The organism is Rhizobium subbaraonis (assembly GCF_900220975.1).
Taxonomy (GTDB): domain Bacteria; phylum Pseudomonadota; class Alphaproteobacteria; order Rhizobiales; family Rhizobiaceae; genus Mycoplana; species Mycoplana subbaraonis.
This window is the reverse complement of the sequence record NZ_OBQD01000015.1, coordinates 63,278-85,315: the sequence shown is the minus strand read 5'-3', so window position 1 is coordinate 85,315 and position 22,038 is coordinate 63,278. Positions and strand designations below refer to the sequence as shown.

The following is a 22,038-nucleotide window of genomic DNA, read 5'->3' as shown; positions in this document are numbered from 1 at the left end:
GGTCCTGTGTTTGCGTTGTGCGTCAGCCGCCCTTGACCGACCCGGCCAGCAGGCCGCGCACGAGGTAGCGCTGCAGGGCGAAGAAGACGATCAGGGGGACGATGATGGTGATGAAGGCCGACGCCGTCAGGATTTCCCAGTTGCCGCCGCGCGAGCCGAGCAGGTTGACCAGGCGGCCGGTGAGGACCAGTTCGTCGTTGCCGGTGCCGAGGAAGACGATCGCCACCAATAGGTCGTTCCAGGTCCAGAGGAACTGGAAGATGGCGAACGACGCCAATGCCGGGAAGGAGAGCGGCAGGATGATCTTGACGAAGATGTCGAAATCGCTCGCCCCGTCGACCCTTGCGGATTCCATGATCTCCTTGGGCAGGCCGGCCATATAGTTTCTCAGCAAATAGATGGCGAGCGGCAGGCCGAAGCCCATGTGCGCCAGCCAGATGCCGACATAGGTCTTTGCCGGCACGCCGAGGAAGGCCCCGACGCCGTTGTAGAGTTTCAAAAGCGGGATCAACGACATCTGCAGCGGCACGACGAGCAAGCCCACGACGACTGCGATCAGGATCGCGCGCCCGGGAAACCGCATCCAGGCCAGCGCGTAAGCGCAGAAGGCCGCAACCAGGATCGGGATGATCGTCGACGGGATCGCGACCGTCAGCGAGTTGATGAAGGACTGGCCGATCCCTTCTGCGCGCAGCACCTCGCGATAGTTGTCGAGCGTGAACCGCGGCGGTATGGCGGCGGTGAAGAAGATGCGCTGGCCGCGCGTGCCTTCCATGCGGGTGTCCGAGACGATCTCGAAAGTGCCGTCCGCCTGCACGGTCAGCCGCTCGCCGTCATTCATCTGCACAGTCTCGCCCGGCTGGAAGGCTGCGGGCTCGCGGCTGTTGAAGCCGAAGGCCGACACCTCTGCCTGCTGGCCTTCCATCACATTGCCGGCCACGACGAACTTGCCGTCGCGTTCGACCTGCGTCTCCGGAGAAGGGGCGCGGTAGACGAGGTTCTGTGTCGATGTCGAGAGGGCCGTCCACCAGCCGGAGACGGCGAGCTGGTCCTTGTCGCGCAGGGAGGAGATCAACAGGCCCGCCGTCGGCAGCGTCCACAGGGCGACGAGCAGCAGGACCGACAGGTGAACGACGATGGAGAGCGGGGATCTGGTAGCTCCGGACATCTCAGTGGCCTCCCGTCTCGCGCATGGCGTTGCGGATGTTCCAGATCATGATCGGCACGACGAGGACCATGATCACGACAGCGATCGCCGCCCCCCGGCCGAAATCGCCGCCGCCCCGGAACATCCAGTCGAACATGAGGTTGGCGAGCACCTGCGTCTGCCACTGACCGTTGGTCATGGCGAGCACGATGTCGAAGACCTTGAGCACGAGAATGGTGATCGTCGTCCAGACGACGGCAATCGTGCCCCAGATCTGCGGGATCATGATCTTGAAGAAGATCTGCAGCCCGTTGGCCCCGTCGATGACGGCGGCCTCCAGCGTTTCCTCCGGAATCCCGCGCAGGGCGGCAGACAGGATCACCATCGCAAAGCCGGTCTGGATCCAGATCAGGATGACCATGAGGAAGAAGTTGTTCCAGAAGGGTAGCGTGATCCACGCCTCCGGGGAGCCGCCGAAATAGGTGACGATCGCGTTGAGGATGCCGATCTGCTCGCTGCCTTCGGCACGATAGTCGTAGACGAACTTCCAGATGACGGCGGCACCGACAAACGAAATCGCCATGGGCATGAAGATCAGCGTCTTGGCGATGTTGCCCCACCAGATCCGGTCCGTCAGCGCGGCGATGACGAGGCCGAAGAAGGTCGAAAGCGCCGGCACCACCAGCAGCCAGAGGAAGTTGTTGAAGATCGACTGGCGGAACTCGCCGTCACTGAGCATCCAGAAGAAGTTCGAAAGCCCGACGAGGTTTTCCCCGGAACGGTCATGGAAGCTGAGGCGGACGGATTCGAAGACCGGATAGACCAGGTAGATCGCCAGCGCCAGCAGCGCGGGCAGCATGAACAGCCACGGGCGGATCGCGTTCGTGGTTCTCAGGTTCTGCGAGGCCTTCGCACCGGACAGGCCCTTGGACGGAAAGATGGCGTCCAGGATCCAGTTGGTCGCGAAGAAGTAGAAGGCGCAGGCAAGCACGCCCGCAAGCATCGTGACGATGGCAAACACCAGCTGGTTCAAGGTCCCCTCCTCCGGAGCGCAAGGCCTGTCTCGGGTGATCGGGCCCGATTGCAACGCCGGGCCACGACTGTGGCCGGCGCCTTGCGGCGCCGGCAGCCTCGACTACTTGATGGCATCCCACGCCTTCTGGATGCCGTCGGCGACATCCGCGGAAGACTTGCCACCGACGAAATCGACCATGCCGGTCCAGAAGGCGCCGGCACCGATCTTTCCGGGCATCAGGTCGGATCCGTCGAAGCGGAAGGTCGTCGAGTTCAGGAGGATCTCGCCCTGCTTCTTCATCGGCGCGTTGGCGTAGGCTTCCTGGTTGGCGCTCTTGAAGGGCGTCAGGAAGCTGGACTGCGCCATCCAGACCTCATGGGCAATCGGGGTCTTGAGGAAGTCGAAGAAGGCGCGCGCGGCAGGCGTGTCCTTGGTGATCATCGCCAGCGTTCCGGCGCCCAGCACCGGGTTGCCGAGATCCGACTTGGAGGCATAGGGCGGCATGTAGAAGAAGTCCGCATCCTGCCCGACGACCGTTCCTTCCGGGAAGAAGGAAGGAATGAACGAAGCCTGGTGGTGCAGGTAGCACTTGGGCGGTGATGAGAAGAGGCCCTTGGGGCTGTCGCGGAAGTCGGTCGAGGCCACGGCGGCGGCACCGCCGGCCACGAACTTGTCGTTCTTGGCAAACCACCCGAATTCGTCGATCGCGCCGGTGACAGCCGGATCCGTGAAGGGAATCGCATTGGTCACCCACTTGTCATAGGTCTCCGGCGTCTGGGTGCGCAGCATCAGGTCCTCCACCCAATCGGTCGCCGGCCAGCCGGTCGCCCCGCCCGAACCGAGACCGATGCACCACGGAGTGCCGCCATCGGCGACGATCTGTTCCGTCAGCGCCTTCAGGTCCTCCATGGTCTTGGGAACCTCGTAGCCGGCGTCCTCGAAATTCTCGGGGACGTACCAGACGAGCGACTTCACATCGATCTTGTAGGGGAAGGCGAAGAGATGGGCGTTGCCGTCCTTGTCCTTGTAGGTCGACAGGTCCACCCAGGACTGGCCGGCGGCATAGTTTTCCATCAGCCACGTCTTGGTTTCGTCGCCCAGCGGGGTCAGGTAGCCTTTGGAGGCGAGGTCGGCGATCAGGCCCGGCTGCGGGAGAATGGCGACATCCGGCGGGCTGCCGGCCTGCGTGTCGATGACAATCTGCTGTTCGTAGTTCTCGGAAGACGAATACTTCACCTCGACGCCGGTGGCTTCGGTGAAGTAGGCGAAGACGCTGCGAAACAGCGCCTCGTCCTCGCCGCGCCAGGGACCGAATATGGTAAGCGTCTGGCCCTTCAGGTCGTGGCCGGCCTTGAACTCCTCGAAGCTCGACCAGTTGAACCTGGAATCCTCGCCCGGCTTGAACTTCAGATCGGCCGCACCGGCACTCCCAGCAAAAAGCGCCACCAGCGCTGCCGTCGTCAGCAGTGTCTTTCTCACGTGATTTCCTCCCTTGTTGGCCCGCCCGCGTCTGCGAGCTCCTCCGGTTCGCAAACTTCCGCGCCTTTCAAAGCGCTTTGAGCGGCAAGAATTCCCTATCGGCGGCTTTTCGTCAAGCGACTTCCGTCAATGCGGGGAGAGCGTTCCCGATTCCACGCGCCGCAGCACGGCTTTTGCGGCGCAAACATTCAATTTCCCTTTCACAGGAAGAACGGCTGATGCTAGATGGTTTCCGCGCCTGGAACGGGAGGCTTCCAAAGCGCTTGGAATCATGAAGGCTAGGGATGTGAACCTCAAGCAATTGTCGGAGTTGCTCGGCCTGTCGCAGACGACGGTGAGCAGGGCGCTCAACGGGTATCCGGAGGTGAACGCGGAGACACGCCAACGTGTCCTCGATGCGGTGCGCAAGACCGGATACAGACCGAACCGCGCGGCACAGCGGCTGGCGACGGGCCGTGCCGGCTCGATCGGGCTCGTGATGCCGACTGCGGACGGCCACGATTCCGACGTCCATTTCGGCGAATTCCTCGCCGGCCTCGGAGACGAGGCCGTCCGGCACGATTTCCATTTCGTTATCAATCCGAGCCATCCCGACGACGAGGAGGCCACCTGCAGGCGGCTTGTGGCGAGCGGTAACGTCGATGCGCTCTTCATCGCCTACATGCGCGTGAACGATCCGCGCATCGCCCTTCTCAAGTCGCTGTCGATTCCGTTTCTCGTGCACGGCCGCTCGATCGGCACGCCGCTCGACTATCCTTTCCTCGACATCGACAACACCGCTGCCTTCCACGACGCGACGAAGCTTTTGGTGCAACTGGGGCACCGGCGCATCGCGCTTCTGAACGGCCCGGAACACCTGGCCTTTGCAATCCGCCGGAAGAAGGGCGTGGAGCGTGCGCTGGCGGAGGCTGAGGCGGGCCTTACGCTCAAGGAGACCTGCGTGCAGCATTCGGCGATGACGGACGAGCACGGCTATCGCGGCATGCAGCGCTTCCTCGCCCTTGCCGAGCGGCCGACGGCGGTTCTTTGCTCGAGTACCGTGCTTGCACTCGGCGCCGTCCGGGCGCTCAACCAGGCCGGATTGAAGATCGGCTCGGACGTCTCGCTTATCGCCCATGACGACGTCCTGCCGATGCTGAAGCCGGAGAATTTCAGCGTGCCGCTGACGACGACGCGCTCGTCGCTGCGGACCGCGGGTTCGCGGATAGCCAAGCGGCTGATATCCCGCATCCTCAATCTGGAGACCCTGCCCGAGCAGGAACTGTGGAAGGCCGAGCTGATCGTTCGCGCCTCGACCGGTCCTGCTCCACGATAGCGCGCGGGCGGCGGGGGCGGTCGCGGCGTTGCCGGCGCCAGAAAATGCGGCTGCAACGGCTTCGTCGCCCGCATCCGACGCGGGGCTGCTTCTTCCCCGCGCCGTCCATGCTCGCCGTGGTCAGAACCGCGGCGGCTTGAGCCCCGCCTTGCGGTAGGCGGCGATCACCGTATTGGCCATCAGCATCGCGATCGTCATCGGGCCGACGCCGCCGGGCACCGGCGTGATCGCGCCGGCGACCTTCGCGCATTCGTCGAAGGCGACGTCGCCGACGAGGCGGGACTTGCCCTCGCCCTTTTCCGGCGCGGGAACGCGGTTGATGCCGACGTCGATCACCGTCGCACCGGGCTTCACCCAATCCGCTTTCACCATCTGCGGCCGTCCGACGGCGGCGACCAGAATGTCGGCGTTGCGGCAGGTGGCAGCGAGGTCTTTGGTGCGCGAATGGGCCGAGGTCACGGTGGCGTTGGCATTCAGGAGAAGGGCGGCCATCGGCTTGCCGAACAGGTTCGAGCGGCCGATGACGACAGCGTTCAGGCCGGACAGATCATCGCCGCGGATGCCGCGAACCAGCACCATGGCGCCGGCGGGCGTGCAGGAGATGAGGCCGCCCTCGAGATCACCGGTCGCGACCTTGCCGGCGTTGACCACATGCAGCCCGTCCACGTCCTTCTCGGGCAGGATCGACTGGATGATCGGTTCGGAGTTCAGATGCTTCGGCAGCGGCAACTGCACGAGGATACCGTGGATCGTTTCGTCGGCGTTCAGTTTTTCGACGAGCGCCGCCAATTCCTCCTGCGTCGTCTCCTCCGGAAGCGTGTGCTGGATGGAGGTGAAACCGCATTCCTTGGCCATGCGGCTCTTGGAGGAAACATAGGCGTGGCTTGCCGGATCGTCGCCGACGATGACGACCGCCAGCCCCGTCTTGACGCCTGCCTCCTGCTCGAGCTTCCGGGCGGCGGTCTTCACCGCCTCAATCACGGAAGCGGCAACCTGCTTCCCATCGATAATGGTGGTCACTTTCTTCTCCTCGCGGGCTTCGCGAAAATCTAATGTCCAGTCGGCGCCGGTATTGGCCTCAAAGCGTCCTATGCTGTCCCGAATCGAACTTTGCAAGCACGAGTAAAACCGCTCGGCGCTGAGCGCAGCATAGAGCCGCCTTCTCTTACGCCGATCGCCACCCTTTGCGAAGGCCTGCCGGGTCGCCTTGCAAAGGGTGCAGGTTAAAGAAGCATGAACGTGCGCGCTCGATCTTTAGCGATCAACTTAAAGCACCCTTCAGCCGGAGCTGATACACGCATTGCGATGCATGAAGGATCGTTGCAGCAATGCCTGAATTTCTCGTCTCCGGCCGGAAAACGCGCTTCGCAGTAGCTGTCGCAGGACAAGCCTGGCGGAGGGACGTGCGATGAACGTTCAGTCCCGTTCCACCGTCATAAAGGCGTCGCAGCGCGATATCCTGGGTCTTCCCGTGTGCGATCTCGACTGGGCCGGCGCGTTCGATTTCGTTTCAGGCCTCGCCGAAATGCCGATCGGGCAGACGACGATCGCGTTCCTGAACGCCAACAACGCCAACCTGATGCTGCGCGACGACGAATATCGAAGCGCGCTCGAGCGCCAGATCGTGCTGCCAGACGGGCATGGGGTCGACATCGCCTCGCAGGTCTTTCACGGCAGCTCCTTCCCCGCCAATCTCAACGGCACCGACTTCGTGCCGGCTCTGCTCACCTATATGGCGAAACCGAAGCGCGTCGCGCTGATCGGCGCCGAACAGGAGGTGCTGCAGCTCGCTGCGCAGAAGTTCCGCGAACACACGCCCTGGCACGAGTTCCATGCCATTTCCGACGGGTTCTTCGACAAGAAGGAATCCGATGCCGTAGTCGAGAGAGTCCGGCGGCTTGCGCCCGACATCCTGCTGGTGGCGATGGGCACGCCGGTGCAGGAAAAATGGATCGACCGCTATGTGTCGCCCGGCCATGCGCGGCTGGTGATCAGCGTGGGCGCCCTGTTCGATTTTGTCGCCGGCCGCGTTCCGCGGGCCCCGGCCCGCATGCGCAAGCTGCGCTTGGAATGGCTTTTCCGGCTGGCACAGGAGCCGAACCGGCTGTGGTACCGCTATGTCGTCGGCAATCCCGTCTTCCTCTATCACGTCGCGCGCTACAAATTCGGCACGCTATTGGGGCGCAACGACAACGGCGCCTGACGGCCTTCTCACCGTGGAAATAAGAAACGCCGCGCGGGCCTGTTCACGCGGCGTCTTTTCTTGTCCGGCAAGGAGCCTGGCCGTCAATGTCCGGAAGCTTCGGAAGACGGAGCCTCGCCGCCAGATTCGCTTCGAACGATGGCCGTTCCCTTGCGCGTCGGCTTCACGCCGACCTCGACCTTGGCAATGTAGTCGATCTGCTCCACCAGCACCTCGTCGATGACCTCGTCGCCGAAGCGCTTGTTCAGGCCTTCCCTGACGCGCGTCCGGAAAGCATCGACGTCGAAACGGTCGAGCTTGCTGACGTCGATCAGCCGCTCGCCCACAAGCAGCGAATACAGCTCGTCCGTGAGCGCTTCGTTGATCGGCAGCACCTGCTTGGCGGCCAGCTCCTTGTTCGCGGTATAGGACAGCCGCGTCAGGAAATACCCCTTCACCGCACCGTCCGAGATGACCGGGATCGTCGCCTGCCCGCCCTTGACGAGCTCCATCGCCGCCGCGCGGGCGGCGGCCTCATCATCGACCCTCGGCGCGGCGGCCATCTGCATGGAGAAGTACACCGAACCCAGCGTGAGAACGCAGATCCAGACGCCGGTGAGGATCAGTTTGATCACGGCTGATACCCCAGGCGGAACTGTTCCTGCGAGTAGGTGCCGTCGTCTTCCTGCTCGCGCACGGCGTCCTTGAGGAGCTGGACGACCGCGCGGGCGGCTTCGAGATGTGCGGCGATGCGCTGCGCATTCACGGCCAGCTTCTCACGCAGGCTCTGCATCTGCGGTCCGAACGAGCGCGGCATCATTTCAGCGGCGACGTCGCGCGAGAGCATCGACAGCTCATACAGGCAGCGGCTCTTGTGCGCATTGGAAGTCTGCAGATCGAACTTCGGATCGACGCCAATACCGGCGTTCTCCGCGTCAACGATGTTCTCAAGCCGGTTCAATACCGTGCGGATGCGGAGATCGTTCGTTGCCATGTCCATTTTTCTAGTCCTCCGATCAAGCTGTCTTGTTGTCGTTGTCGCCACGCTCAACGGCGGCGAATGTGTTGCGTTGAAGCTCCTGCACCATTGCGGTCGAGACGCGCTGCGCGTTCGGATCGATCACTGCAATGTCGGCGCCGGTAGCGCTTTTCTTCTCGTTGTCCTTGGCCAGGCTGGCGGCGATGCCGATGCCGCCGCTTTTCGAGATGACGTCGCCGATCTGCTCGGCCATCATGCCGCGCCAGATCTCGCCGGCTGTTCCCTTGCCGTAGACATCTTCGCTGTCGGCCGGCAGCATCGACTTCACGAAGTTCTGCAGAACCATGGCCTCGAATTTGCGATAGGTCTCCGGCATCGCCTTGTTGGCGGAAACGCCGCTCGTGCCCGTCGCCGCCGACGCAACCGAGTCGCGGTTGAGGATGCCGACGGCCGCGCCGAATCCGGCGCCCGCGTCGGCAAGGCTGTTCGCCTCGAAGCTCGCGCGGTTGGATTTGAGCTTGGCCTGCGCCTCCTGCACGGATGCAGGATCAGCCGCCCGCACGACATCAAGCACCAGATCACTGGGGGGTGAAATTGCCACGGTTCTTTGCCTCTCGGGTATCTCGGAGACCGCCCGCCATCATGGCAGACCGCCCACAGTTCATCGCGAAGATCCCGAACCGCCGGCTCGATGGGCGTTGGCACGCCGACCCGAACACGACCCAGATGGTGGGCTTTCATCCTTCGTCTCGGATTCGACTATCGCTTCTCAACCTTACGGGAGGCTGATCTCGCGAAATGCATCCCCAGGATCGGCGCCCGGCGGGAAGCTCGCCCATGAAAGCCGGCCGAAGGGCACGCGTCAGCGCCTCCACCCGATTTCTATCGGCCAGTACTGCCTGCAGCGATCGGTATTGTCTCGAAACGGAATCAGCGATCGGAGCCGTCGCCATAAGCGATATGCTGGTCGATGAGGTCGTAGACGGCGTTGTCGGCCGCTTCGCGATCCTCGGCGCTACGCGCGTCGCGCATCTGCTCTTCGAGGCGATCGCCCTTCGTACGCTCGCGCATGATGCGCATTTCGTGCATCTGCTGGACACCGGCCAGCATCACGTCCTTGTGGCGCAGCTTGCCGATCTGGGCGGCGTAGATGCCGGAGAAATTGCGGTGAACGGGGTTGAGCGAGCTGATGGCACCGGCGACCGCATCCATGGTCTCCGTCACCTCCTGGCGCTGCTGCGTGGTCGCCGCCAGGTCCATCTCCGCCATCTGCTCGAGATGGCGCTGAACGGAGACCAGACGCTTCAGCTTGTCGGATCGCTTGGTCATGGTTCGTCCTTAGCGTCCTTCGAAGACCGGCACAAAGCTGGTGGCGAAAATCTCCAGCAGCGAGGAGATGCCGAAATAGACCAGGAACAGGCCGCCGAAGATGATGTAGGGCAGTGAGATGAAGTAGATCGGCATCTGCGGCGCAAGCTTGTTGATCAGGCCCACGGCAATGTTGAACAGCAAGCCGTAGATGATGAAGGGGCTCGCCAGGCGGAGCATGATGATGAAGGTCTCGACCAGGGTATCGGTGAGGGTAATCAGCGCGCTCTGCGGATTGAAGCCGCCCATCGGAATCGCCGTATAGGAATCAACCAGCGCCCGGAAGACGATGTGGTGGAAGTTGAGCAGGAACAGCACCATCAGGCCGGCAAAGCTGATCAGGTTGGTCAACTGGTTTTCCTGGGCGTCCTCTAGCACGTCCTGCGAGGGCGGCGCGTTGAAGCCGATCATCATCGTCAGCACCGTGCCGGCGAACTGCAGACCCAGCACGTAGTAGCGGGTGATCAGGCCGATGACGGCACCGGTCAGCGTCTCGAAGCCGATCAGCTGGATGTAGCCCATCGTGGTGCCCTGCGTCCTGGGATAGATCGTGTCCCAGAGGATCGGCAGGATGCCCATCGACACTGCGACGGCGACAAACAGCCGGATCTGCATGGGCAGGCGCGCGGACGCGAAGCCCGGCAGCAGCATGAAGCATCCGCCGACACGACAGAAGGCGGCGAACAAGGCCAGTACCGTGCCCTGCGGGTCGGTGATCATGAGATCGAGCCGAGGATCTTTATCTCGATGCCCTTGGCAAGTTCGACATGTGAGAGGACCGGCAGGGTGGCGAAGAGGCGTTCGATGATCATGCGCACATAAGTACGGGATTCGGGCGACGTGACCAGCACGAAAGGCGTTCCGCGGTCGAGGAATTCACGGATAACTTTCGTCGCCTGCTCGCTGAACTCCTCAAGCTGCCGCGGGTCGATGTCGAATTCCACGACTTCGCCCTTTGCATCGCGCTTGAGCGCCTGGTGGAAGACCATGTCCCAGCGGTTGCCGAGGCGCAGTACGGGCAGCACGCCATTCTCTGCGAGGTCGCCGCAGATCTGCTGCGCCATGCGGATGCGGACGTGCTCGACAATCTGCTCGGTCTTGCGAACGTGCGGTGCGAGTTCGGCCACGGCTTCCAGGATCAGGTGCAGGTTGCGGATCGAGACGCGTTCGGCCAGAAGCAGCTTCAGCACCGCCTGCAGCCCGGAATAGGACATGTGCGAGGAGCAGATCTCGTCGGCAAGCTTGCGGTACTCGGGATCCAGCCGCTCGATGAGGATCTTCACGTCCTTGTAGGAGAGAAGCTGCGGCAGGTTGTTGCGGATGACCTCCGACAGGTGCGTCAGCACGACGGAGACGTTGTCGATCGGATGGAAGCCTTCGCGACGGACGTCGTCGGCGAAGGTTTCGAGGATCGACACGGCCGGCATGCCGAATGCGGGCTCGCGGATCTCGTCGCCTGGAGCGCTCGGCTTGCGGCCGCCGCCGGTCACCACGAGAACCTCGCCGACGCGAACGATGTTCGAGGCCACCGTCGTGCCGTGAATACGGATGTGGTAGGCCTTGTCGGCGACCGAGATGTCGTCGGAGACCTTGATCTCGGGAACGACGAAGCCGTACTGGGTGGCGAACTTCTTGCGCATCTTGCCGACCCGGAACGCGAGTTCCTGGTGGGCACCGAGAAGGCGGGTCGAGACCTGCTTGCCGAGCAGAAGCTCGATCTCGGCGGTCCTCAGGGCCGACTTGACCGAGTCCTTGTCGGCCTCCTTCGTCTGCATCGCGTTCTTGGCTTCCTGCTCGCGGCGCAGCTTGTTTTCTTCCTCCTGGCGGCGCGGGATGGCCCATGCGCCAAAGCCCATGATGCCGCCCAGGACCATGAAGGGGAGGAACGGCAGGCCGGGCATGACCGCCAAGAGCACCATCAGGCCGGCTGCGACCATGAGGGCGCGCGGATAGCCGCTGAGCTGGTTGACGACCGCCTGGTCCGTCGAGCCGGGGGCGCTGCCGCGCGATACGAGGAGGCCCGCCGCCAACGAGACGATCAGTGCCGGGATCTGGGACACGACGCCGTCGCCGACCGACAGCTTGACGAAGACGTCGGCGGCCTCGCCGATCTCCATGCCATGGCGGAAATAGCCGATGATGATACCGCCGAAGACATTGATCGCGGTGATGATCAGACCTGCGATTGCGTCGCCGCGGACGAATTTCGAGGCACCGTCCATCGAACCGAAGAAAGAGCTCTCGTCCTCCAGTTCGCGCCGGCGACGCTGGGCTTCCTTCTCGTCGATCAGGCCCGCGGAGAGATCCGCGTCGATCGACATCTGCTTGCCGGGGATGGCGTCGAGGGTGAAGCGGGCGCCGACTTCGGCGATACGCGTCGCACCCTTGGTGATGACGATGAAGTTCACCGTGATCAGGATGAGGAAGACGATCAGACCGATGACGAAGTCGCCGGACATGACGAGGTCGGCAAAGCCCGCGATGACGCTGCCGGCCGCATCATGCCCCTGGTGCCCGTGCGACAGGATCACGCGCGTGGTGGCGATGTTCAGCGCCAGCCGGATCATCGTTGCGATCAGGAGAATCGTCGGGAATGAAGAGAAATCGAGCGGCCGCTGGATCCACAGAGACACCATGAGGATCAGCACCGAGAAGGCGATGGAGAACGCCAACCCCATGTCGATCAGGAAGGGCGGGATCGGCAGGAACAGGATCGACAGGATGGTGACGATACCCATCGCGAAGGCGATGTCACGTCCGCTCGGATTGACCTTGGGGATGGAGAGTGAAGGTACCTGTGCCATTGTCGTCCCGTCTCGTCATGAGAGGAGCGGTCCGCAAGGACCGCGATGCTGCCCCGACCTCTATCCCGCGAAACTTGCGCGAGGGTGGCAGCGTCGACGAAAGACTGACGGGCTAGAAGCCGGTCTCGATGCGCGAGAAGATAATGCCGCTGAAAATAGAAATCTGCGCCCCGATGAAAGGCGCAGAAATGGCGACGGTAACCAGAACCGCCAGGATCTTCGGAACGAAAGTGAGCGTTACTTCCTGAACCTGGGTCAGCGCCTGGATGAAGGCGATAACGACGCCGACGATCATCGCCGCAAGGACGGCAGGTCCTGCCGCGACGATCACGGTCCAGATCGCCGCCTGCGCGATATCGAGGGCGTCAGCCTCATTCATAGTGGATTTACTTCACCTTTACGCCCGGACCGACGACCAGCTTTTCGCCCGAATCAAGCGTTGCCACGATGCCATCCGTATACAACGTGACTTCCTTGACGACACCTGAAATCTTGCCATCCTCGCTCGTTATCGTCCGGCCGATGACGGAATTGGCTTCCTGGAGCGACGTGCGCTGCAGGAGGCTTTCCAGGTTCGTGTTGGTCTTGATGGTCTGCTCCACCTGCGAGAAAGTCGCAAGCTGCGCCATCTGCTGGGTTGGGTCCATCGGCTCCGTGGGATCCTGGTTCTTCAACTGCGCCACGAGCAGCTTGAGAAAACTCTCGTAGTTCAAGGTCGCGGTCTTGGCGTCGCTGCCAGATTCGGTCGCCGAGGCGCCCGGGGTATATCCGGAGTACGTGGTCGCGCCGACTGCGTCTACCATATCGCGATCTCCTTGCGGATCTGCTCCACCGTCGCCGGCGTGAGCTCATGATTGTTGAGGATCCGGTCCTCGATCGTATACAGCCCGCGGATCGCCTTGAGCGCCTCGAAGGCGCGTCCCTGCGTGACGAGGCCGTCGATGCGCTTCAGCTCGGCCAGCACCTGTTCGTCGCGGAAGCAGTTGAGAAGCATGATGACCGACTTGCGGAAGATCGCCGTCGATTGCTCCGCGCCATCCGGATTGATCAGGATCATCTGCGCGATGAAATAGAGCTGGCGCAGCGGAGTCGTCGCCTGTTCGGGCTGAAGAACGTGGTTCTCCAGCAGGAAGGTGACATCGTTCAGGAATTCCAGCGCGACCTTCCGATCGACCCGCAGGACCGCCCCGTTGACGAAAATGCGCTCACCCGACTTCAGTGAGATACGCAGAGTGCTCTTCATTTTATTCCATCCCTGATGATGGTGGTTATATCGATGATGCCCTGGAAATTCGTCGACTCGCGCTTACGGATGCGGTCGAGTTCCCCCAATATCCAGATGGCAATTGAAATGAGATTGGCGCGCAGCTCCTGGTCGAGCATGTTCTCCGGATTGCCGAGATCCTCGACGAAACGAATCCAGACGCGTCGCGTGAAGTAGACGGCTTCGATCGTGTCCTTGCCGTAGCCGTCTGCCTGCGCGGCCTTCCGGAGAAGGTCGAGGGAACGGTCGAGAACCTGACGCTCCCGGCTTCGGGCGGTTTCGACACCGTCCTCCATGATCTCGACATACGAGAACTGGTACATTTAGACACCCTTCATGTTTGTCATCGCATCTCTGATCATCAGAGATAGTTGACCAGGCTCATGTTCTGCAGCCGGCCCGTCAGCGTGTAAGCGAGCTCAAGCTGCGTCTCGAGGGTCGTGATCCGCGTCGCGGTCTCGTTGGTATCGACCTTTTCGAGGCTGTTGATGCTGTTGCTCAGGATTGAGGACTGCGCCTCCAGCGAGGTCGTCGCCTGCTTTACCCGAGCCTGCGACACGCCGAGCGTGGTGCGATCGCCGTCAACGCCCGTGATGGCCGAACCGATATAGGCGAGCGAGGTGTCGCTCACAGCCTTGCGGGTTTCGGCGCTGAGACCGAGGTTCAGAAGTTCGTAGCCGATGACCGTACCGAGTGCGAACATGCGCATGCCGTCGGTATTGGCATTGGTCGAGCTCTGGATGACCTCGGAGTTGCTGATCCGGCTCGTCATGTTCTGGTCGGAAGCGTTGGACCAGTCGGTGGCCCAGGTTCCGGTCGGGCTGGTATCCATGAACATCGTTTCCAGCTCCGACATGAAGTCGTTCATGTCGTCTGCGGAAATCGATGCCACCTGCGCGTCGGACTGGTCGAAGCCGAAGAAGTCGAAGAAGGCCTGATCGAAGGTCGCCTTCGCCGTCGAGCCGGAATCGAGGTAGTCGTTCACCGGCATGACGTCGGTATTGATGCCCGACAGGAGATACTCGCCGCTGAAGGACGTGTTCGCCGCGTTGGTGAACAGCGAGATCGCGCTGGCGAAGGTCTCCTTGGTTCGATCGAGCTGGTCCTGAGATTCGGTGCCGGAGAAGCTGACCAGGTTTTCCATCACGGAGTTCGCGGCTTCCGAAATCTGCCCCAGCGCTTCCTGCGAGGCTGCGAGGCGCTGCGTGGTCAGCGAATTGGTGCTGAGCAGCGATTCGAGGCGCTGCAGATCGCGATGCAGATTGAGCGTCCGCGCCGTCTTCGCGCCGAGCACCGCACCGATGTCGGCGTGGCGGCCGGTGACGGTCTCCTTCTGCTTCGCCATGAGCTCCTTCTGCGCTTCGGCGATTGTCCGAAGCATGGTGCTCTGCATGGTCATATTGGATACGAAAGACGTCTTCATGAAATCAGCCTGCTGCCTGGAGGAGCGCGGTCATCATCTCGTCGACCGCAGCCACGAGTTTCGCCGAAGCCTTGTAGGATTGTTCGAGGTCGAGAAGCAGCGCCAGTTCCTCGTCGAGGCTGACCGCCGTCACGTTCTGCAAAGCCGATTGCGTTCGCGACAGGAGAGCGCCTTTGTCGTCGCTGGCGGTGACGGCGGCGCTGCGCAGTTGTTCCACCCAGCCGATCGACGACGTGGCAAAGTTGAGCAGGTTCACCGACGTATCGACCCCGGCGGCGACGTCGAAGGACATCGTCGTCGAGAAGGCGGCGGCGTACTTGTCTAGAAGCGTCGAGTAGCTGGCGTCGTTATTTGTGTTCTGATTGAGATTGGCGCCATCGCGCAACTTCATCGGATCGCCGCCGCTGGCGGTGATGAGCGCCGGATTGACGACGATCGAGCCGGCGAGCCCCGACGTCAGCGTCCCGGGAACGACCGTCGACTGCGTGGAGCCGTCGATCCAGGTGAAGAGACCGGGCTGGCCGTTGTCCTGGAACATCGAGATGACGGCGCGCGCCATTTCGTCGAGCTGCGTCTGGAAGGTGGGCGCGATGTCGTCACGCAGCTGCAGCAGCGCCGAAAGCGTGCCCTGGCCGCTGGTGTTGCCGCCGCTGCCGGGATTGAGTGCGACGCCGTCAATGTAGATCTGGTTGCCGGTCGTCGTCGCCGCATAGCTGGTCGTCGACGTGAACGTCACGGTCCGTGGCACGGTCTCGAACAGGGTGGTGCCGTCGCTCGTGTAGAGCGACATGTCGTTGTTAGCGCGCACGTTGACGGTGACACCGACGATTTCCGATATCTGGCTAAGCAGCTTGTCGCGCTGGTCCAGGGCATCGTTGACGTCCTGCCCTGCCGCCGTTCCCGCCTTGATCTTGTCGTTGTAAGTCTTGAACTCGGAGAGAAGACGGTTGAGCTCGGTGACCGCGGTGGCAATGTCGGCATCCGCTTCGGCGCGCAGTTGCTGCACGGAGGAGGTGGCCGAGTTAAGCGAATTCGCCACGTCCACGGCGTTGGCGACGACCGTCTCTGCGAGAGACTGCTCGCTCGGCTTGTCGGCAAAGGTCTGGAGATTGTCGCGCAAGGCTGCAAGGTAGCTGGCCGTCGACAGCTCGTAGTCGTCGCCGCCCAGGATCCCTTTCAGGCGCTCCAGCCCCGCCAGGGTCGTATCCTGGGCGTAGGATTTGGAAATGCTGAGCAGGTTCTGCTTCTGGAGGGCCTCGTTCTGCGCGCGGATGGTGTGAACGACGGTGGCGCCGTTCCCCGTCGAGGCCAGAACCGCGGAACGGCGGCTGTATGCGGTGTTGCTTGCGTTGGCAATGTTGTTCGAGGCCACGGCGGTTTGCAGCGCCGTGTTCGAAAAGCTGGACTGGGCAATCTTCATTGCCGTGGAAAGCGACATCGTATTCAACCTACCGTTCTATTGAAATTGCGGCTCCCGTCAGCGTACCAGGTTGACGAGAACTTCCATCAGTTCGGAGCCGGTCTGGAAGACCTTCGAATTGGCCGTGTAGTTGCGCTGCGATTCGATCATGCTGGTGAGCTCCTCGGCGATATCGACATTGGAGTCTTCCAGCGCGCCCGAGAGGATCGAGCCGTAACCGCTGTTGCCGGCATATCCCATGACGATGACGCCCGAGTCGTTGCTCTGCGAGTAGACGTTGCCTGCAAGCGGCGTCAGGTTGTCCGGGCTCTGCACATTCGCCATCGCGATGCGGAACTTCGGGATCAAGTCGCCATTGTCGTACTTCAGGGAAACGATGCCGTCTGCGCTGATCTCGTAGCCGGACACCTCGCTCGGGCCACTGCCGTTGATGTCTCCGTCTGCAGCAAAGTCCTGGTTCAGCTGCTTGGAACCGCCGATCGAGATATCGAGACCGCTGAGGACCGGGGCGCCGGCGCCTACACCGAACGTAAGGCTCGAGGTGGTGATCGTCCCGCTGGCAGGCGAGGTGAGGTTACCGGTCGAGTCGAAGGTGAGCGCCTGGGTCGCAAGCGTCGAGACCGTTCCAGTGTCGGGGTCGGTATAGGTGACCGCCAGCGACCACGCTCCGGCAGTGCCGGTGGTGGAATAGGTGAAGTCGAGCTTCCGCGTGTTGCCGAGGCTGTCGTAGGCGACGAGAGAGGTCGCCTTGGAATAGGGATGCGGTTCGTTCGACGGCAGGGTCACGTCAAGCTGGCCTGACGTCGACGGCGTTGCTGAAGGGGCTGCCGACTTGAGGTTGATCTCGGAGAGACCATCGTAGCCGTTGATAACGATCGTCGGATCCGCCGTGGAGGAATACTCGTAGCCCATCAGCTTGTAACCGGCGGTATTTCTCAGCGAGCCGTCGTCCATGACGGTGAACGCGCCGGCGCGGGTCAGGTATTCGATGCCGTCCGAGCCCTGTACGATGAAGAAGCCACTGCCGTTGATCGCCAGGTCGGTGGCCGAGGTCGTATAGGTGAACGTGCCCTGCGCGGAGATCGAGTAGCGTACGTCGGTGGTGACGCCACCGGAATTGTACGCACCGCCGGTGGTCGGCAGGATCAGCGAGGAAAACTGGGTGGAGGCTTTCTTGTAGCCGGTCGTGTTGGCGTTGGCGATGTTGTCGGCAACCGTGCTCAGGCGATTTGCCTGGGCGTTCATGCCGGAGACGCCGGTTCTCATGGTACCGTAGAGGCTCATGCTGATTCCTCGCTATTCGAATTTCGGGCTGAGAGTAGGAGGCGGGCCTTGCGTGAGGCTGTCTGCGGCTTGTTTATACCGCCGGCCCCGCCTGTTGCTGCGGGCCGCGACCGGCCCGCGCAGTAATCAGTTCCAGTCGATGCAATAGCCGAGGAAACGCTTCGAATCGATCGGGTCGAAACCGAGCTTCTTGCGCAATTTCTTGCGCAGCTTGCTGATGTGGCTCTCCACGACGTTCTCTTCGACGTCCTCGTCGAAAATGCCGTAGATGGCGTTGAAGATCTGGGTCTTGGACAGACGCCGGCCGCGGTTTGCGACCAGGTATTCCAGGATGCGGCGCTCGCGGCGCGGCAGGGGAAACACATTGCCCTCGATTTCCGGATCGCGACCGTCCGAGAAAACGCGGATGGGGCCGATGTCGGTGTGATTGGCAAGAGCCTTCAGGCGCCGCCGGATGGCGGCGGCCCGTGCGAGGATTTCCCGCGGGTGGACCGGCTTGCGGACGACATCATCGACGCCGCAATCGAAAAAGGCCAGGGTGGTTTCCAGCGATGGGCTGTCGCTCACGGCGATAACCGGCGCCTGGGACCGGTCGCGGATCGCCCGCGGCAGTTCCAGCGACTGCTGTCCCTGCCCGATCAGGAACGCCTCGACGGCCTCCAGATCGCTGTCGGCCGCCGAATTGACCCATTCTCCGAATTCCTTCGGATCAAAGCCCGTCGAGGGTACGCCCTCGCGTCCAAAAAGTGATGTGTAACCGTCCTTAACGAGCTCGCGCTCATCAACCACTACGATCATTCGTCCGCCTCCGAATCAGTGTGGTGCTTCGTTAAGAAAGTGGTACGAATCGTGGGATTCAGCGGCAATTACATAAAATCATCCGGATTATTTAATAATTGATTAACCATAGGGGCGCGATTTGCACTAGATATAGTATGCCAAAGCAAAGGTGCGACTATTTTCTGGTGGAAAAGTTAACGCTCGGCGGCAATCCGGACTTGTCAGCCACAAAGCACGCGCATTGCCGCCACATTTGGCAAATGGCACGATTATCAATCAATGATTGTATTATTGGCAGAAGGCGCGAGCGTTGTTCGTCCAGCTTCCGTAGCCGGTCGCGACAAGGTTCGCGATCACCCGGCAGACGTAACGCTTCTGTGCAGGGTCGTTGTTCGGACCCGCGTGATAGCGTGCCACCGCCATCGTCCAGGTCTCGTGACGATCCCTCAGCTCCGACAGAAAGCGCGCCGCATATTCGACGTTGCGTCGGGGATTGAGCATCTCGGAGGGCGATGAAAACTCTGCCCCGTGGAAGTGATAGTTGATCTGCATGCAGCCGAGGTCGATCAGCTTGGCGCCGCTCGCGCGTGCCTGCTGGAAGCGCTGCAACGCCTCGCGCTCGCTGCTTGCGAAGTAGGCCTTGCCCTCGATGTTCAGGGCGTAAGGCTGCAAAGACCCCTTACGGCCGGTCTCCGTGAGACCGACCGAATAGAGGATGCCGGCGGGAATGTCGTATTTGGAAGCGGCAGCGAGGATCTCTTTTTCACAACTGCCGACCGCCGCCTGAGCGCTACAGATAGACGCCGCCAGAGCCGCGAGACTGGTTAGCGACAGAAGAGCCGTCTGCCTGGCCGTAATCATACGACGTTCCCTCGTTGAATGCCTTGGTATCTGCCTGACGGGCGGCATTGCCGCCCTGTTGCTGGCCGCCGCCCTCGCGCGCCTGCTGCTGGCCGGAGAACTGCGCCTGCGGATCGCCCTGCCCCGTGCTGCCGCTGCGATCGGAGGAAGAGGTCAGCTGAACGCTGACCTGGTCCACCGCAAACCCATGGCCGCGCAGCGCCTTGATGATGGCATCCTGATCGTCGCTGAGATTGCGGTAGGCCTTCCCGGTTTCGACCTTCAGGTCAACCGTCAGCGCCTCGCCCTGAAGCCGCAGCGTCGCTGTGACCGTACCGAGATCGATCGGGCTCAACTGAATCTTGAGCGTATTGACGACCTTGCCGGTCTTGTCGTCCTGAGCCGCCGTCAAGGCGGAGGCCAGCGTGGGATCGTGTGCGATGGCCGAGGTTACCGCAGACGCATTGCCGGTCGGCGCGAGACCGAGGTAGCGGCGCGAATCGAGGACCGTGACGGCCTCGATCTTGGCAGCCGGCGTCCCTTGCTCCTTCACCGCCACGTCCCCGTTTCCGCCGATGGCGATCTCGACCGGTCGTGCCCTTCCGTCGGAACGAACCAGCCGAAAGACCTGGTCTGCATCGGAGCCTGCAACATCGTCGGCCGCCACGGGCGCATCAGCGATTGCATCAGGCGCCATGCCGGCCGCGGCTGCGCCACGCGTCGCGTCGGCGAGGGTCGATTGCGCGCGAACACGGCCAGAGGCGGCATCGCCCGTTTCGCCGCCCTTGATCGCTCTGGCCGGCACATTGGCAAGCATCAGTTCTGCGACACCGGTCGTCACGGACTTGGCCGCTTCTCCGCCGTTGTCGCCAACCTGCTGCTGTGCGCCCTGGGCAACAACTGAAGCGGCAGCCTGCGCGAGATCCGTGTTCTGTGCCGGTTCGGCATTCGCCGGGGTGCCGGCCAGAATGTTCAGAAGACCGTCATAGCCGCCATCCGCATCGGATCGGGCGGGCGGCCCCTTGCGATCATCCGCGGGACGGGAGGACATTCCTTTCGTCTCAGCCACCAGTGCAGCGATATCGGCGCCAGAGAGACCATCTGCTGCCGCCTCGGCCGGAACCGCTTCGCCGGTGTCGGAGGCGTCGGCGACCGTGCCGGGCAATGGCGCCTGCACCTCCTGCTTGCCGGCATCCGCCGCAAAGCGGTCCTGGATCGAGGCGACGGAAGCGAGCGAAGGCAGCGCGTCCGAACCTGCCTTCACGACACCGTCCAGAATGGCCTCGCGCGTGATGGAGTTTTTGGCGCCGCCCTTGCCGGAAAGAGTGTCAAAGGTTTCGGAAAACTTGCCGCCTGCGCCCTCCAACGTGGATTTGGCGGCGCCAAAGGAGCGCTTGCTATCGAGCTGGCTCACTATATTGGTGTCGATGCTGCTCAACTGCCCTCTCCCTTCAGGAGTTTGTCGATCTCGTCCAGTTTCGACCGGCTCGTCGAGACGAAGCTGTCGATCGCGGGATCGCCCTTCTGATCCTCACCTTGCATCTCACCGCCGGCCACAGCCGACTGTTCCCCTGCCGCAGGCGCCGCAGGATCTGCCACGACCGCCGTCGGGCTCATTCGTTCATCTTCGCTTACATCATCCGCGCCGACGCTCTCCACGCCGCTTTCGGAAGGTGCCACAGACGGTGCCTCATCGATCAGCACGGGCGGGCGCAAGACTTCCTCGGCCACCCTGCGGGCGGCTTCCTTCAGGGCGCGGTCCTTGGCGGAAAGATCCTCGTCAGGGATGGCGACGAGTTTCTCCATCACCGCACTGACGTCGGAGGAAGAGACGGAGACCAGGCCGGAATAGAGGCCCGCCAGCGTTCGCGGCATCTTTTCGCCGTCGGCCGTCAACGCCTGCGCGCGCTCAGAGGCCATAGCGGCAAGCCGCCCGTTGCCGGAGATGGCCGACAGCCGCGCCATGCGCAGGTAGACCTCGCGCTGCCGCGGCGCGTCCATGAAGGAGAGGATTTCCTGGATGTTGTCCTCGCCGATCTCTTCGAAGTGCTCGGTAGCGAGTTTAACGAACAGGTCCGCAAACTGGCTGGCATAGGGCGAGCGCAGGAAACGCCGCGCATAGCGGCTGGAATAGCGAACGCCTTTCTCCACCATGCCATTCTGCTCGGCGACATAGATCGAACGGCGCAGAGCGGCCTCTTCAACGAGCGTGCCGGGTGCGATCAGGCGGGCCCAGTCGAAAAAGCTGAGCGCCAGCGTCGGGTCCTTGCGCAATACGGAGTTGGCAGACACCAGCGCCAGATAGGGGGCGATCTCGAGGTCCTTGTACTCGGGAAAGATTTCCGCCACCGACTTCGAGTTTATGGCGCCACGCCCGGTCACGTAGTTGCGCACGGCATCGGTGATGCGCGCGTCGAAGTGGCCGGAAACGTCGTTCTTCACGAGAAGTTCGAGCGTTTGCGGATTGCCTCCGCTCATTGCGTAGACAAGTGCTGCATCGACATTGCGCGGATCGGCAAAGATCGTGGTGTCGGCTGTGCGCAGCCGCTCGTCGATGGTCGACAGCAGGAAGCGCTGCATTTCCATCGCCGAGTGATCGCCGAGCACGACGGTGTCCTGCACATACTGCAGCGAGCGGATCATCTTGTACGGCGCAAGGTCATCCAGGGCCTGCGCATGCGCCGAAGCTGCGAGGCCGAGCCCCGCAGCGACTGTCATTCCGTATATCTGGAGCCTTC

General features: G+C 62.4%; 23 protein-coding genes. 2 read left to right on the top strand and 21 right to left on the bottom strand.

Annotated elements, in window-relative coordinates; genetic code table 11:
- Positions 1-22 precede the first annotated feature (22 nt).
- From CRO48_RS21785 to CRO48_RS21775, 3 genes are all read right to left on the bottom strand, one after another.
- Positions 23-1,168, bottom strand: a complete 1,146-nt coding sequence (locus tag CRO48_RS21785) for a carbohydrate ABC transporter permease (protein ID WP_097141972.1) — start codon at positions 1,166-1,168, stop codon at positions 23-25.
- Position 1,169: 1 nt separating this feature from the next.
- Positions 1,170-2,180, bottom strand: coding sequence for a carbohydrate ABC transporter permease (locus tag CRO48_RS21780; RefSeq protein ID WP_176526844.1), 1,011 nt, complete (start codon positions 2,178-2,180; stop codon positions 1,170-1,172).
- Between the two features lie 102 nt (positions 2,181-2,282).
- Positions 2,283-3,641, bottom strand: a complete 1,359-nt coding sequence (locus tag CRO48_RS21775) for an ABC transporter substrate-binding protein (RefSeq protein WP_097141971.1) — start codon at positions 3,639-3,641, stop codon at positions 2,283-2,285.
- A gap of 271 nt (positions 3,642-3,912) precedes the next feature.
- On the opposite strand from CRO48_RS21775, the gene CRO48_RS21770 reads away from it, so the two are divergent.
- A complete protein-coding gene (locus CRO48_RS21770; protein WP_097141970.1) occupies positions 3,913-4,956 on the top strand; it encodes a substrate-binding domain-containing protein in 1,044 nt (347 codons plus the stop codon).
- A 120-nt stretch (positions 4,957-5,076) separates the two neighbouring features.
- Here CRO48_RS21770 and folD read toward each other — a convergent pair whose 3' ends face one another.
- On the bottom strand, positions 5,077-5,976 hold the full coding sequence (gene folD, locus CRO48_RS21765; protein WP_097141969.1) for a bifunctional methylenetetrahydrofolate dehydrogenase/methenyltetrahydrofolate cyclohydrolase FolD: 900 nt from the start codon (positions 5,974-5,976) through the stop codon (positions 5,077-5,079).
- 388 nt (positions 5,977-6,364) lie between these two features.
- On the opposite strand from folD, the gene CRO48_RS21760 reads away from it, so the two are divergent.
- Positions 6,365-7,159 (top strand): WecB/TagA/CpsF family glycosyltransferase, encoded by a 795-nt coding sequence (locus CRO48_RS21760; RefSeq protein WP_097141968.1) that lies wholly within the window; start codon positions 6,365-6,367, stop codon positions 7,157-7,159.
- Between the two features lie 83 nt (positions 7,160-7,242).
- Here CRO48_RS21760 and CRO48_RS21755 read toward each other — a convergent pair whose 3' ends face one another.
- The 17 genes from CRO48_RS21755 to motC form a co-directional block, all read right to left on the bottom strand.
- Positions 7,243-7,773 carry a hypothetical protein gene (locus CRO48_RS21755; RefSeq protein WP_097141967.1) on the bottom strand — a complete coding sequence of 177 codons (531 nt, stop codon included), beginning with the start codon at positions 7,771-7,773 and terminating at the stop codon, positions 7,243-7,245.
- A complete protein-coding gene (locus CRO48_RS21750) occupies positions 7,770-8,138 on the bottom strand; it encodes a hypothetical protein (protein WP_097141966.1) in 369 nt (122 codons plus the stop codon). Before CRO48_RS21750 ends, CRO48_RS21755 begins: the two co-directional genes overlap by 4 nt.
- A 16-nt stretch (positions 8,139-8,154) precedes the next feature.
- Entirely contained in the window at positions 8,155-8,718 is a 564-nt protein-coding gene (locus CRO48_RS21745) for a rod-binding protein (protein WP_097141965.1), read from the bottom strand.
- 329 nt (positions 8,719-9,047) lie between these two features.
- Entirely contained in the window at positions 9,048-9,446 is a 399-nt protein-coding gene (locus CRO48_RS21740; protein WP_097141964.1) for a hypothetical protein, read from the bottom strand.
- A 9-nt stretch (positions 9,447-9,455) separates the two neighbouring features.
- Positions 9,456-10,205, bottom strand: coding sequence for a flagellar biosynthetic protein FliR (gene fliR, locus CRO48_RS21735; protein ID WP_097141963.1), 750 nt, complete (start codon positions 10,203-10,205; stop codon positions 9,456-9,458).
- Positions 10,202-12,289, bottom strand: coding sequence for a flagellar biosynthesis protein FlhA (gene flhA / locus CRO48_RS21730; RefSeq protein ID WP_097141962.1), 2,088 nt, complete (start codon positions 12,287-12,289; stop codon positions 10,202-10,204). Before flhA ends, fliR begins: the two co-directional genes overlap by 4 nt.
- Positions 12,290-12,401: 112 nt before the next feature.
- Positions 12,402-12,668, bottom strand: coding sequence for a flagellar biosynthetic protein FliQ (locus CRO48_RS21725; protein ID WP_097141961.1), 267 nt, complete (start codon positions 12,666-12,668; stop codon positions 12,402-12,404).
- A gap of 7 nt (positions 12,669-12,675) precedes the next feature.
- Complete coding sequence (flgD, locus tag CRO48_RS21720) at positions 12,676-13,092, bottom strand: flagellar hook assembly protein FlgD (protein ID WP_097141960.1); 417 nt, start codon at positions 13,090-13,092, stop codon at positions 12,676-12,678.
- Positions 13,086-13,532, bottom strand: a complete 447-nt coding sequence (gene flbT, locus CRO48_RS21715) for a flagellar biosynthesis repressor FlbT (protein WP_097141959.1) — start codon at positions 13,530-13,532, stop codon at positions 13,086-13,088. The genes flgD and flbT overlap by 7 nt, the downstream gene beginning before the upstream one ends.
- On the bottom strand, positions 13,529-13,876 hold the full coding sequence (gene flaF / locus CRO48_RS21710; protein WP_097141958.1) for a flagellar biosynthesis regulator FlaF: 348 nt from the start codon (positions 13,874-13,876) through the stop codon (positions 13,529-13,531). Before flaF ends, flbT begins: the two co-directional genes overlap by 4 nt.
- Before the next feature lie 38 nt (positions 13,877-13,914).
- Positions 13,915-14,976 carry a flagellar hook-associated family protein gene (locus tag CRO48_RS21705; RefSeq protein WP_097141957.1) on the bottom strand — a complete coding sequence of 354 codons (1,062 nt, stop codon included), beginning with the start codon at positions 14,974-14,976 and terminating at the stop codon, positions 13,915-13,917.
- Positions 14,977-14,980: 4 nt separating this feature from the next.
- Positions 14,981-16,414, bottom strand: a complete 1,434-nt coding sequence (gene flgK, locus CRO48_RS21700) for a flagellar hook-associated protein FlgK (RefSeq protein ID WP_097141956.1) — start codon at positions 16,412-16,414, stop codon at positions 14,981-14,983.
- Between the two features lie 39 nt (positions 16,415-16,453).
- On the bottom strand, positions 16,454-17,680 hold the full coding sequence (locus CRO48_RS21695) for a flagellar hook protein FlgE (RefSeq protein WP_097141955.1): 1,227 nt from the start codon (positions 17,678-17,680) through the stop codon (positions 16,454-16,456).
- A 126-nt stretch (positions 17,681-17,806) separates the two neighbouring features.
- Positions 17,807-18,478, bottom strand: a complete 672-nt coding sequence (gene rem / locus CRO48_RS21690) for a transcriptional activator Rem (RefSeq protein WP_097141954.1) — start codon at positions 18,476-18,478, stop codon at positions 17,807-17,809.
- A gap of 270 nt (positions 18,479-18,748) precedes the next feature.
- A complete protein-coding gene (locus CRO48_RS21685; protein WP_097141953.1) occupies positions 18,749-19,321 on the bottom strand; it encodes a transglycosylase SLT domain-containing protein in 573 nt (190 codons plus the stop codon).
- The gene (gene fliK, locus CRO48_RS21680) at positions 19,251-20,738 is read right to left on the bottom strand and encodes a flagellar hook-length control protein FliK (protein WP_097141952.1); all 1,488 of its coding nucleotides are present in this window, start codon (positions 20,736-20,738) and stop codon (positions 19,251-19,253) included. The genes CRO48_RS21685 and fliK overlap by 71 nt, the downstream gene beginning before the upstream one ends.
- The gene (gene motC / locus CRO48_RS21675; RefSeq protein ID WP_245423620.1) at positions 20,735-22,018 is read right to left on the bottom strand and encodes a chemotaxis protein MotC; all 1,284 of its coding nucleotides are present in this window, start codon (positions 22,016-22,018) and stop codon (positions 20,735-20,737) included. Before motC ends, fliK begins: the two co-directional genes overlap by 4 nt.
- Positions 22,019-22,038: the final 20 nt, after the last annotated feature.